The 12,853-nt window shown below is 60.1% G+C and carries 9 protein-coding genes; 7 read left to right on the forward strand and 2 right to left on the reverse strand.

What is annotated here, in order from left to right; genetic code table 11:
• The first annotated feature begins 4 nt into the window (after window positions 1–4).
• The 5 genes from clpX to AC07SU_RS05170 all read left to right on the forward strand — a co-directional run bounded on the left by clpX (window position 5) and on the right by AC07SU_RS05170 (window position 7,010).
• On the forward strand, window positions 5–1,288 hold the full coding sequence (gene clpX / locus AC07SU_RS05150; RefSeq protein ID WP_003238279.1) for an ATP-dependent Clp protease ATP-binding subunit ClpX: 1,284 nt from the start codon (window positions 5–7) through the stop codon (window positions 1,286–1,288).
• A gap of 174 nt (window positions 1,289–1,462) precedes the next feature.
• The gene (lon, locus tag AC07SU_RS05155; RefSeq protein ID WP_176998900.1) at window positions 1,463–3,859 is read left to right on the forward strand and encodes an endopeptidase La; all 2,397 of its coding nucleotides are present in this window, start codon (window positions 1,463–1,465) and stop codon (window positions 3,857–3,859) included.
• 133 nt (window positions 3,860–3,992) lie between these two features.
• A complete protein-coding gene (locus AC07SU_RS05160; protein ID WP_221034285.1) occupies window positions 3,993–4,280 on the forward strand; it encodes an HU family DNA-binding protein in 288 nt (95 codons plus the stop codon).
• 231 nt (window positions 4,281–4,511) lie between these two features.
• Window positions 4,512–6,386, forward strand: coding sequence for a SurA N-terminal domain-containing protein (locus tag AC07SU_RS05165; RefSeq protein WP_494996403.1), 1,875 nt, complete (start codon window positions 4,512–4,514; stop codon window positions 6,384–6,386).
• A 99-nt stretch (window positions 6,387–6,485) separates the two neighbouring features.
• Window positions 6,486–7,010, forward strand: coding sequence for a GNAT family N-acetyltransferase (locus AC07SU_RS05170; protein WP_494996404.1), 525 nt, complete (start codon window positions 6,486–6,488; stop codon window positions 7,008–7,010).
• Here AC07SU_RS05170 and AC07SU_RS05175 read toward each other — a convergent pair.
• A complete protein-coding gene (locus AC07SU_RS05175) occupies window positions 6,990–8,162 on the reverse strand; it encodes an MFS transporter (protein WP_494996405.1) in 1,173 nt (390 codons plus the stop codon). The two genes, AC07SU_RS05170 and AC07SU_RS05175, sit on opposite strands and share 21 nt — an antisense overlap.
• 118 nt (window positions 8,163–8,280) lie before the next feature.
• Between AC07SU_RS05175 and AC07SU_RS05180 the strand changes: the two genes are divergently transcribed.
• Window positions 8,281–9,180, forward strand: coding sequence for a LysR family transcriptional regulator (locus AC07SU_RS05180; protein WP_494996406.1), 900 nt, complete (start codon window positions 8,281–8,283; stop codon window positions 9,178–9,180).
• A gap of 89 nt (window positions 9,181–9,269) precedes the next feature.
• Window positions 9,270–10,067 carry a DUF2242 domain-containing protein gene (locus tag AC07SU_RS05185; protein WP_259175321.1) on the forward strand — a complete coding sequence of 266 codons (798 nt, stop codon included), beginning with the start codon at window positions 9,270–9,272 and terminating at the stop codon, window positions 10,065–10,067.
• 1 nt (window position 10,068) lies between these two features.
• Here the strand turns inward: AC07SU_RS05185 and aceE are convergent, their stop codons facing one another.
• Complete coding sequence (gene aceE / locus AC07SU_RS05190; protein ID WP_494996407.1) at window positions 10,069–12,729, reverse strand: pyruvate dehydrogenase (acetyl-transferring), homodimeric type; 2,661 nt, start codon at window positions 12,727–12,729, stop codon at window positions 10,069–10,071.
• Window positions 12,730–12,853: the final 124 nt, after the last annotated feature.

Here is a 12,853-nt window from a genome sequence, read left to right on the forward strand (position 1 = left end):
ACGAATGACTGACACCCGCAACGGCGAGGACAACGGCAAGCTGCTCTATTGCTCCTTCTGCGGCAAAAGCCAGCATGAAGTACGCAAATTGATTGCCGGCCCCTCGGTGTTTATCTGCGACGAGTGCGTCGACCTGTGCAATGACATCATCCGCGAGGAGGTGCAGGAAGCCCAGGCCGAGAGCAGTGCGCATAAATTGCCTTCGCCTAAAGAAATCAGCGGCATCCTTGACCAGTATGTCATCGGTCAAGAGCGTGCAAAGAAGGTTCTGGCCGTAGCGGTATACAACCACTACAAGCGTCTGAACCAGCGTGACAAGAAAGGCGACGAAGTTGAACTCGGCAAGAGCAACATCTTGCTGATCGGTCCTACAGGCTCGGGTAAAACCCTGCTTGCAGAAACCCTCGCTCGCCTGCTGAACGTTCCGTTCACCATCGCCGACGCCACCACCCTCACCGAGGCTGGCTACGTGGGTGAGGACGTCGAGAACATCATTCAGAAACTGCTGCAGAAGTGTGACTACGACGTAGAGAAGGCCCAGATGGGTATTGTCTACATCGACGAGATCGACAAGATCTCGCGCAAGTCCGACAACCCGTCGATCACCCGGGACGTTTCCGGTGAAGGCGTGCAGCAAGCCCTGTTGAAACTGATCGAAGGCACGGTCGCTTCCGTACCGCCTCAAGGTGGCCGCAAGCACCCGCAGCAGGAATTCCTTCAGGTTGATACGCGCAACATCCTGTTCATCTGTGGCGGTGCGTTCTCGGGTCTGGAAAAAGTTATCCAGCAGCGCTCCACCCGTGGTGGCATCGGCTTCAGTGCCGAAGTGCGCAGCAAGGAAGAAGGCAAGAAGGTGGGCGAGTCCCTGCGTGAAGTCGAGCCTGACGATCTGGTCAAGTTCGGTCTGATCCCGGAATTCGTTGGCCGTCTGCCAGTCCTGGCGACGTTGGACGAGTTGGATGAGGCGGCTTTGATCCAGATCCTCACCGAGCCGAAAAACGCCCTGACCAAGCAATACGCCAAGCTGTTCGAGATGGAAGGCGTGGACCTCGAGTTCCGCACCGATGCCCTCAAGTCCGTTGCCAAGCGGGCGCTGGAGCGCAAGACCGGTGCACGTGGCCTGCGTTCGATCCTCGAAGGCGTGTTGCTCGACACCATGTACGAAATCCCCTCGCAGTCCGAGGTGAGTAAAGTGGTGATCGACGAAAGCGTTATAGAAGGCAAGTCCAAGCCACTGTATATCTACGAAAACAGTGAGCCGACTGCCAAGGCTGCGCCAGACGCGTAAGCGTTTTGCAGTCGCAGAGCAAGCAAGGGGCCTTTCGGGGCCCCTTGTTTTTTGGGGCGGTTTTTAATTCGCGTGTATTCATGCGTTTAACTGCTGGCATTGCGCTTGTTTTTTTTGCATGCAGCCCCCATCTTGGTTTCAAGCTTATTTTTCATCTGTCATAGAGGCGAAATCATGAAGACCACCATCGAATTGCCTCTCCTGCCGTTGCGTGATGTCGTCGTCTATCCGCACATGGTTATCCCGCTGTTCGTGGGGCGCGAGAAGTCTATCGAAGCCCTCGAGGCCGCGATGACGGGCGACAAGCAGATCCTGCTGTTGGCCCAGAAAAATCCTGCTGATGATGATCCAGGCGAAGACGCCCTGTATCGCGTCGGCACCATTGCCACTGTCCTGCAATTGCTCAAGCTGCCTGATGGCACCGTCAAGGTCCTGGTAGAAGGCGAGCAGCGTGGTGCGGTAGAGCGTTTCATGGAGGTGGATGGCCACCTGCGCGCCGAAGTGGCGCTGATCGACGAAGTCGAAGCCCCTGAGCGCGAATCCGAAGTGTTTGTTCGCAGCCTGCTCTCGCAGTTCGAGCAGTATGTGCAGTTGGGCAAGAAAGTCCCGGCTGAAGTCCTGTCTTCCCTCAACAGCATCGATGAGCCAAGCCGCCTGGTCGACACCATGGCTGCGCACATGGCGCTGAAGATCGAGCAGAAGCAAGACATCCTCGAGATCATTGACCTGTCCGCCCGTGTCGAGCACGTGCTGGCCTTGCTGGATGCGGAAATCGACCTGCTGCAGGTTGAGAAGCGCATCCGTGGTCGCGTGAAGAAACAAATGGAGCGCAGTCAGCGCGAGTACTACCTGAACGAGCAGATGAAGGCCATTCAGAAGGAACTCGGCGATAGCGAGGAAGGCCACAACGAAATCGAAGAGCTGAAAAAGCGCATCGATGCCGCTGGCTTGCCCAAAGACGCCCTGACCAAAGCCACCGCCGAGCTGAACAAGCTCAAGCAAATGTCGCCGATGTCGGCCGAAGCCACCGTGGTGCGCTCCTACATCGACTGGCTGGTGCAGGTGCCGTGGAAGGCCCAGACCAAGGTTCGCCTGGACCTGGCGCGTGCCGAGGACATCCTCGACGCCGATCACTACGGCCTTGAAGAAGTCAAAGAACGCATCCTCGAATACCTCGCCGTGCAAAAGCGCGTGAAGAAGATTCGTGGCCCGGTGTTGTGCCTGGTGGGTCCGCCTGGTGTGGGTAAAACCTCCCTGGCCGAGTCCATTGCCAACGCCACCAACCGCAAATTCGTGCGCATGGCCCTTGGCGGTGTGCGTGATGAAGCGGAAATTCGTGGTCATCGCCGTACTTACATCGGTTCGATGCCAGGAAGATTGATTCAAAAGATGACAAAGGTCGGCGTGCGCAACCCGCTGTTCCTGCTCGATGAAATCGACAAGATGGGCAGCGACATGCGCGGCGATCCGGCGTCGGCGTTGCTGGAAGTGCTCGATCCTGAGCAGAACCACAATTTCAACGACCATTACCTGGAAGTCGACTACGACCTGTCCGACGTGATGTTCCTGTGCACCTCCAACTCCATGAACATCCCGCCAGCACTGCTGGATCGGATGGAGGTGATTCGTCTGCCGGGCTACACCGAAGACGAGAAGATCAACATTGCCGTCAAATACCTCGCGCCCAAGCAGATTTCAGCCAATGGCCTGAAAAAAGGCGAGATTGAATTTGAGGTCGAAACCATCCGCGACATCGTGCGCTACTACACCCGCGAGGCCGGTGTACGGGGCCTGGAGCGCCAGATTGCGAAGATTTGCCGCAAGGCTGTCAAAGAGCACGCACTGGAAAAACGCTTCTCGGTGAAGGTGACAGCCGACTCGCTGGAACACTTCCTCGGCGTGCGCAAATTCCGCTACGGCTTGGCAGAGCAGCAGGATCAAGTAGGGCAGGTGACTGGCCTGGCGTGGACCCAAGTGGGCGGCGAATTGCTGACCATCGAGGCGGCGGTGATCCCTGGCAAAGGCCAACTGATCAAGACCGGTTCCCTCGGTGATGTGATGGTTGAATCCATTACCGCCGCGCAGACCGTGGTGCGCAGCCGCGCGAAGAGCCTGGGGATCCCCCTGGACTTCCACGAGAAGCACGACACCCACATCCACATGCCGGAAGGGGCGACCCCGAAAGACGGGCCTAGCGCTGGCGTAGGCATGTGCACGGCCCTGGTCTCGGCATTGACCGGCATTCCGGTACGCGCTGACGTGGCCATGACCGGTGAAATCACCTTGCGTGGCCAAGTATTGGCGATCGGTGGTCTGAAAGAGAAATTGCTGGCTGCACATCGGGGCGGTATCAAGACCGTGATCATTCCGGAAGAGAATGTTCGCGACTTGAAGGAAATTCCTGACAACATCAAGCAGGATCTTCAGATTAAACCGGTTAAATGGATTGACGAGGTCCTGCAAATTGCGCTGCAATACGCGCCGGAGCCCTTGCCGGATGTGGCTCCGGAGATAGTCGCGAAGGACGAAAAACGCGAGTCTGATTCCAAGGAAAGAATTAGCACGCATTAATGCGATTAAGCCTGGTGGCTTCCTTGACAGCTTTTTAGAGCCCTTGTTATAAAGCGGCTCTTAAGTGTCTGTAGGCCATTCAGCACTGGTTTTTGCTTTCACCAAAAAACTTAGAATCATACTCAATAGATATATAAGGGGACTTAGAGTGAACAAGTCGGAACTGATTGATGCTATCGCTGCATCCGCTGATATCCCGAAAGCTGCTGCTGGCCGTGCGCTGGATGCAGTAATCGAATCCGTCACTGGCGCTCTGAAGGCCGGCGACTCCGTGGTACTGGTAGGCTTCGGTACTTTCTCTGTGACTGACCGCCCAGCTCGCACTGGCCGTAACCCACAGACTGGCAAAGCACTGCAAATCGCTGCTGCCAAGAAACCAGGTTTCAAAGCCGGTAAAGCCCTGAAAGAAGCCGTTAACTAAGCTTCGCTCAAGCCTTACCTACCCGGGTTGGACAAACGTCCGGCCTGGCAGCGGAGCGGCAGCTGACCCAAGTATCCATCGGGTCGCCACGCCGGGGGTGTGGGTTCAAACCCCCGTCCGCTCCGCCAGTTACGAGAAGGCGCATCCTCGGATGCGCCTTTCTTCTATCCGGACTCTACCCACGCTCCACGGTTGCCTAATTTTTGAAGTTCAACCGTTTCTGGGGGACGCATGCTGCAGAATATCAGGGACAATTCACAAGGCTGGATTGCCAAGACCATTATCGGGATCATCGTCGCGTTGATGGCGTTCACCGGTATCGAGGCCATTTTCCAGGCTTCGACCAACAACAAGCAGGACGTTGCCAAGGTCAACGGTGAAGAAATCACCCAGACCGAACTCAGCAGTGCCGTCGATATGCAACGCCGTCAGCTGATGCAACAGCTGGGCAAGGATTTCGATGCTTCCCTGCTGGACGAAAAGCTGCTGCGCGACGCGGCCCTCAAGGGCCTGATCGATCGCAAGCTGTTGCTGCAAGGCGCTGCGGATTCCAAGTTCGGCTTCTCTGAAGCGGCACTGGACCAAGTGATCCTGCAGACTCCGGAATTCCAGGTGGACGGCAAGTTCAACGCCGAACGCTTTGACCAGGTGATCCGTCAGCTGGGCTACAGCCGTATGCAGTTCCGTCAGATGATGACCCAGGAAATGCTGATCGGCCAGGTTCGCGCAGGCATCGCCGGCAGTGGTTTTGTGACTGACGCCGAAGTGCTTGCCTTCGCCCGTCTGGAAAAACAGACCCGCGATTTCGCCACCGTCAATCTCAAGGCCAACCCTGCCGCGGTGAAACTCACCGACGATGAGGTCAAGGCTTACTACGACCAGCACGCCAAAGAGTTCATGACCCCGGACCAGGTGGTCATCGACTATCTGGAGCTGAAGAAGTCTTCCTTCTTCGACCAGGTCACCGTCAAGGACGATGAACTGCAAGCGGCTTATCAGAAAGAAACCGCCAACCTCGCTGAACAGCGTCGTGCCGCGCACATCCTGATTGAAGTCAACGACAAGGTCACCGAGGCGCAAGCCAAGGCCAAGATCGAAGAAATCCAGGCGCGCCTGGCCAAGGGTGAGAAGTTCGAAGCCCTGGCCAAGGAGTTCTCCCAGGACCCGGGTTCGGCCAACAATGGCGGTGACCTCGGTTTCGCCGGCCCTGGCGTCTACGACCCGGACTTCGAAACGGCCCTGTACGCCTTGAACAAGGACCAGGTGTCGGCACCGGTGCGCACCTCCTTCGGTTGGCACCTGATCAAGTTGCTCGGCGTTGAGGCACCGCAAGTGCCAACGTTCGCCAGCCTGAAAGACAAGCTGACCCGCGAGCTCAAGACCCAGCAGGTTGAACAGCGTTATGTCGAAGCGACCAAGCAATTGGAAGATGCGGCATTCGAAGCCTCCGATCTGGCGCAGCCGGCTTCTGACCTGAAACTGACTGTGCACACCTCCGCGCCCTTTGGCCGTGAAGGTGGCGAAGGTGTTGCGGCCAACCGTGCCGTGGTGACCGCAGCGTTCAGCCCGGAAGTGCTGGATGAAGGTGCCAACAGTTCGGCTATCGAGCTGGACCCGGAAACCATCATCGTGCTGCGTGCCAAAGAGCACTTGAAGCCAACACAACTGCCGCTGGAAAGCGTCTCTGCGGCGATCCGCACCCAGATGACCAAGGAGCGTGCCAGCGCGGCGGCCAAGGCCCATGCTGACGAGTTGATCACCAGCCTGCGTGATGGCAAGACCCCGCTGAACCAGCCGATCGACGGCCAGGCCTGGAAGGTGACCGAAGCGGCTACCCGCAACCAGGAAGCGATTGACCCGGCCGTGCTGCAAGCCCTGTTCCGCATGCCCAAGCCTGCGGCCAAGGACAAGCCGACCTTCACCACTGTGACCCTGGCTGACGGTAGCCTGGTGATCGTGCGCTTGAACGGCGTCAACGAAGCGGCTGCTCCTACGGACGAAGAGAAAGCGCAATACCGCCGCTTCCTCGCCTCCCGTATTGGCCAGCAAGACTTCGCGGCGTACCGCAAGCAGTTGGAAGCCAAGGCTGACATCAAGAAGTTCTGATGCACGCCTGAACAAGAAGCCCCCGGCCTGAAAAGACCGGGGGCTTTTTTATGTGCGCTAGACTGGCTATTCGCTATTGCCGAACCAGGAGTATCAAGCGTGTTTGATCAAGGAAGAGAAGGTGGGCTGATTCGTCGCGCCAGGGTGTCGGATGTTCCCGCCGTGTTGCAGGTGTTTGACGAGGTGATTGCCTGGTTCGTCGGCATGGGCAATGACGGCCAGTGGGGCACGCAGCCTTGGTCGGCTTCGCCTCGGCGCGTCGAGCAAGTCATGCAAGCCTGTGCGATGCCGGATGCGTGGGTCGTCGAAGCCCCCGACGGCCGCATCCTTGCCGCACTGGTGTTGGGTGAGCCTATGCCTTATGCGCCACCGGCAACCGAGCCTGAGCTGTACGTGCGTTTGCTGATCGCCGCGCGCGATGAGCGTGCGCGCGGCGTTGGTCGGCAACTGATGGGCTTTGCCGATGAGCGCGCCCGCGCATCCGGCGTGAAGCGTTTGCGGGTGGATTGCTACGGCGGCGGGAGCGGCGATCTGGTGCGCTTCTATGAATCCTGCGGCTATGAGCGGCTTTCAACATTCGACGTGGATGGGTGGCCGGGCCAGTTACTGGGGCGCAGTCTTTAGCGCGCCGGCAAAGGCCAGTAGCATCAGCAGCACCACCGCCCAGGCAAACGCCCCGACACCCCAGCCCTGCAGCAACACACCGCCCGCCAAGCCGCCACCTGCAATGCCCAGGTTCCACACGGTCACCAGCATCGATTGCGCGGCATCCGCCGACTCGCCGGCCGACTTGGCCAGCGCTGTTTGCAGCAAAGCCGGCAGCCCGCCGAACGCCAGGCCCCACAAGGCCACGGCGAGGTAAATAACCACGGGCTGCATGATCCAGAATGCCAGCGCCAAGGCAATCAGCCCAAACAGTGCGCAACTGATCAGCAGCAATGTGCGCAACCATCGATCAATCAACACACCGGCCAGCCAGATGCTCAACAGCGCGGCGAGGCCGAACACCAGCAGCACCCGGTCGACATCGGCGGCAATGCCCGCAGGCACCAGAAGCGGGGCGATGTAGGTGTAGAGAGTGTTGTGGGCCAACACGTAGGTAAAGGTCACCCACAACACCGGACGAATACCCGGCAACGCCACTACCTGATGCAGCCCCAGGCGTTTACCCGCCTGCTCGCCAGCGAAGTCCGGAAGTTGCAGGCGCGCCCAGATCAGCAACACCAGCGTGAGCCCGGTCATGATTGCAAAGCTCAGGCGCCAGCCCACGGCCGCGCCGAGGAAGGTGCCAGCGGGCACCCCCAGCGACAGCGCCAACGGGGCGCCGAGCATCGCCACCGCGATTGCGCGGCCTTGCAGGTGAGGCGCCACCATTCGGCTGGCATACCCGGCCAGCAGTGCCCAGAGCAGGCCGGCAAATACACCCGCAAAAAAGCGTGCGACCAGGGTCAGCCCATAGTGACTGGAAAGGGCTGTTACGCTGTTGACCAGTGCAAAGCCACCGATCGCCACGAGCAGTAATGGCCGACGTCGCCAGCTTCGGGTCAGCAGTGTCAACGGAATGGCCGCCAGCAGTGATCCAAGGGCGTACAGCGTGACCAGTTGGCCGACGAGCGCGGGTGACACGCCGAGGCCTTCGCCCATCTGCGGCAGCAGCCCTGCAGGCATGGCTTCGGTGAGGATAGTGATAAACCCGGCGCTTGCCAAAGCGAGCAGGCCACCCAATGGCAATGTGTCCCGCTGGGTGGTCACGGGAGATTCGGTCAGTGAGGTCATCGCGCTCGATCCATGCAAAAGGCAAGGCGGCAGAGTAGGGGGCTGTGGTCAGCGGAAAAACAGGCTAAGGTTCCGAACTTATCGGACGCTGGTGTCCGCAATCATCAAGGACCCTGTCATGGACAGTCTGGGCAGCCTTTCGGTCTTCGTGCAGGTGGCCGAGACTCGCAGTTTTACCGTCGCCGGGCGTGTGCTGGGTGTGTCGTCCTCGGCCATCGGCAAAACCATCGCGCGTATGGAAGAGCGCCTGGGCGTGCGTTTGTTTCACCGCAGCACGCGCAGCATCACCCTGACCGGGGAGGGCACGTTGTTCCTGGAGCGCTCGCGGCGCATCCTGGCCGAAGTCGAGGCTGCCGAGCGCGAGCTCACGGAGGCCAGCGCCACACCCCGCGGCAAATTGCGCATCAGCGTGCCGCAAGTGCGCGGCCTGTTGATGCCGGTACTCAGCGATTTCATGCGCGCCTATCCGGAGATCGAACTGGATGTGGATTTCTCTGACCGCATGGTGGACGTGATCGAGGAAGGGTTCGACGCGGTGATTCGCACCGGCAAGCCCGAAGACTCCCGGCTGATGGCCCGTCATCTGGGGCATTATCAACTGGTGCTGGTGGGCACCCCGGCCTACTTTCGCGAGTGCGGCACGCCGCAGCAGCCCCAGGATTTGAACCGCCATGCCTGCTTGCGCCACAAGTTCTGCGCGACGGGCAAACTGGAGCCCTGGCCCTTGCGGCTCGACCCCGGCGCCGCCGAACCGGTGTTGCGCACGCCGTTGGTCAGCACCACCATCGAGTCACTCAACCATGTCGTACACGAAGGCTTGGGCATCGCCTGCCTGCCGGACTACATGGTCAAGCAGGCCGTGGCCGACGGGCGCCTGCAGCGGGTACTGGACGATTACCTGGAGCATCGCGGCAGTTTCTGGATGCTCTGGCCCTCCAGCCGTCATGCCTCGGTCAAACTGCGCGTGTTTATTGATCATATGTGCGCAGGGCTTTTTCCTGCAGGCACCGGTGCGTAGGTCTGTGACGTTTTACCGACAGGAATCCGCGCGCCAAGGCCTCGTTCTGTTGCACAATACCGCCCGGACTGTTTTTCTCAGGATTTTCGATGTCGACATCATTTCACTTGCGTAACCTCGGGTTGGCGCTGGTGCTGGCGGGCGCCGCGGGCTGCTCGTCACCCAAGACCGCTATTTATGAACATGAGAATTTCGACGACTCCGGCACGTTCTCCCGTGATTACCCGGTCAGCGATGCGGCTGCCTGTGAAGCGGCGCGTCGTGCGTTGTTGAGCCAGGGCTACATCATCACCAGCAGCGATCCGAAGTTGGTGGTGGGTAACAAGAGCTTCCAGCAGACTGGCGAAACTCACATGCAGATCAGCTTCAACGTGGTGTGCGCCAATGATGGCAAGGGCAACAATCACTCGACGATGTTTGCCAACGCCTTGCAGGACCGCTATGCCCTGAAGAAGGTCAACAACTCCGCGAGCCTGGGCGTCGGTGTGTTGGGGTCGGTGTCGATGCCGATCGGTTCTACCGATGACTCCATGGTGAAAGTGGCGAGCGAGACCGTCTCCGCGCCGAAGTTCTACGAGCGTTACTTTGCACTGGTGGATGTGTTCCTGCCGCAGGAAGTGAAGCAGGCCGAACATATTCCCGAGAAGCCCAAGGCTGACTTGGGTGTACCAGAGCCCAAGGCTGCCCCGGTTGCCGAGAAGGTCGAGGCGCCGAAGGAAGAACCGGCCGCGCCGGCTGCGCCTGCTGCGTCCGAGCCGGTGGTGCCGCCTGCCGAGCCGGCACCGGTTGTGCCCCACGAAGAGCCTGCACCGGCACCCGCGCCGACCAATCCAAGCCTGCCGGCGCCGACAGAAGCGATTCCGCCCCTGCCAACGCCTGCGCAGTGACTCAGACCGCTACGGGGTCGGCCTTGTCGACGTCGATCCCGTAGCGGCTGATGGCTTCCCCGACCTTCTCGCGGCCGATCACGCCGTCATCCGCCAGCGCCTTCAGCGCCGCCAGCACGATGAAGTGCCGGTCCACTTCAAAGAACGCACGCAAGGTTTCCCGTGTGTCCGATTGCCCGAAACCGTCGGTGCCCAGCGCCACAAACCGGCGGCCGCTGACGAACGGGCGAATCTGGTCAGCGAACAACTTCATGTAGTCAGTCGCCACCACCACCGGCCCAGCCTGGTCGGCCAGGCACTGCTCCACGTAACTCACGCGCGGATCGCTGTGCGGGTGCAGCAGGTTCCAGCGTTCCACCTGGTGCCCGTCACGGCGTAACTCGGTGAGGCTGGTCACACTCCACACGTTGCTGCGTACGGCAAAATCCTTATCGAGCAATTCGGCGGCGGCGATCACCTCCCGCAGAATCGAACCGCTGCCCATCAACTGCACCTGTGGCTGTTCGCTGGCCGTTAGCCGGTACATACCCTTGAGAATCCCTTCCTCGACACCTTCGGGCATGGCCGGGTGTGGGTAGTTCTCGTTGAGCAGGGTGATGTAGTAGTAAATGTCCTCCTGCTCGACATACATGCGCCGCATGCCTTCGCGAATGATCACCGCCAACTCGTAGGCAAAGGTCGGGTCATACGACACGCAACACGGAATCACCGACGACAGGATATGGCTGTGGCCGTCGTCATGCTGCAAGCCTTCGCCCATCAGCGTGGTACGCCCGGCCGTGGCCCCCAGCAGGAAGCCACGGGCCCGTGCGTCACCGGCTGCCCAGGCCAGGTCGCCGACACGCTGGAAGCCGAACATCGAATAGAAAATGTAGAACGGCACGGTCATCAGGCCGTGGTTGCTGTAGGACGTACTGGCCGCAATCCAGGAAGAAATGGCGCCTGACTCATTCAGGCCTTCCTGCATGATCTGCCCGTCTTTGCTCTCTTTGTAGTAGCTCAGTTGCCCGGCGTCTTGTGGGGTGTAGAGCTGACCGACGGCAGAATGGATGCCGATCTGGCGGAACAGGCTTTCCATGCCGAAGGTGCGCGATTCGTCCGGCACGATGGGCACGATCAGCTTGCCCAGGTTCGGGTCCTTGAGCAGAGTGCCGAGGATGCGCACAAACGCCATGGTGGTGGAGATCGCGCGCTCGCCGGTGTCCTTGAGCTGGGTGGCGAAAGCGCTCAGTTCGGGAATCTGCAACGGCTCGACGACGCTGTGACGCGCCGGTACGTAGCCGCCCAACGCCTGGCGGCGTGCCGCGAAGTAGCGCGCCTCTTCGCTGTCGGGCGCTGGCTTGAGGTAGGGAATCTGGTCGAGCTGGTCGTCGGCCACGTCCAGGTCGAAGCGATCGCGAAAGGCCCTGACGGCGTCGGCGCCCATCTTCTTGAGCTGATGGTTGATGTTCTGGCCTTCGCCGGCTTCGCCCATGCCGAAGCCCTTGACTGTCTTCGCCAGGATCACCGTCGGCTGGCCTTTGTGGCGCATGGCGGCCGCGTAGGCGTTGTAGACCTTGTCCGGGTCATGCCCGCCCCGTGAGAGTTTCCAGATATCGTCGTCGGACATATCGGCGACCAGTGCCAGCAACTCCGGGTATTTGCCGAAGAAATGTTCGCGCACGTAGGCGCCGTTCTGCGACTTGTAGTTCTGATAATCGCCGTCGACGCACTCCATCATGCGTTGGCGCAGCAGGCCGCTCTTGTCCTTTTCCAACAGCGCATCCCAACCGCCGCCCCAGATCACCTTGATCACATTCCAGCCGGCGGCGCGGTACAGGCTTTCGAACTCCTGGATCACCTTGGCATTGCCGCGCACGGGGCCGTCCAGGCGTTGCAGGTTGCAGTTGACCACGAAGATCAGGTTGTCGAGTTTCTCGCGCCCGGCCAGGGAGATGGCGGCCAGGGATTCCGGCTGGTCCATTTCACCATCACCGAGGAAGGCCCACACCTTGCGCCCTTGGTGCTGCTTGAGTGCGCGTAGTTCCAGGTAGCGCATAAAGCGCGCCTGGTAGGCCGCGGTGATCGGCCCCAGGCCCATGGACACAGTGGGGAATTGCCAGAAGTCCGGCATCAGCCGAGGGTGAGGGTAGGACGACAAGCCCTCGCCACTGGCTTCGCGGCGGAAGTTGTCCAGTTGGGCTTCGCTGATGCGGCCCTCGAGGTAGGCGCGACCGTAAATGCCTGGGGATGAGTGGCCCTGGATGTACACCAGGTCGCCGTCGAAAGTGTCAGTACGACCACGGAAAAAGTGGTCAAAACCTACGTCGTACAGCACGGCGGCTGACGCGTAGGTCGCGATATGCCCACCCACGCCTGAGTGTTTGCCGGCGCGCAGCACCATGGCCATGGCGTTCCAGCGGATAAACGCGTTGGTACGGCGTTCGATGGACAGGTTACCGGGGTAGGGCAGCTGGCGTTCGAGCGGGAGGGTGTTGACGTAGGGTGTGGTCACCCGCCCGTGGAAGTCGCCATGCCGCGCTACGTCGAAATCCAGCAACTGATCAATCAGGTAGTGCGCGCGGGGGCGGCCTTCGGTGGACAGCACCGATTCGATGGACTCCAGCCATTCGCGGGTTTCCTGCGGATCGTTGTCCGGTCTTACTGCGTGATTCGTGGTCATGTGCGGCTCCAGGGTAGGCAGATTTCAAGCGGCAGGCTCTTTGTGGGAGTGCTACAAAAGTAATTGCAATTGCAACTACATGCCAGAATCTAGCGTGGGATGAGGTACTATTGCAACCTTCTTG

It is taken from the genome of Pseudomonas sp. GW821-FHT05H12, from assembly GCF_059419385.1.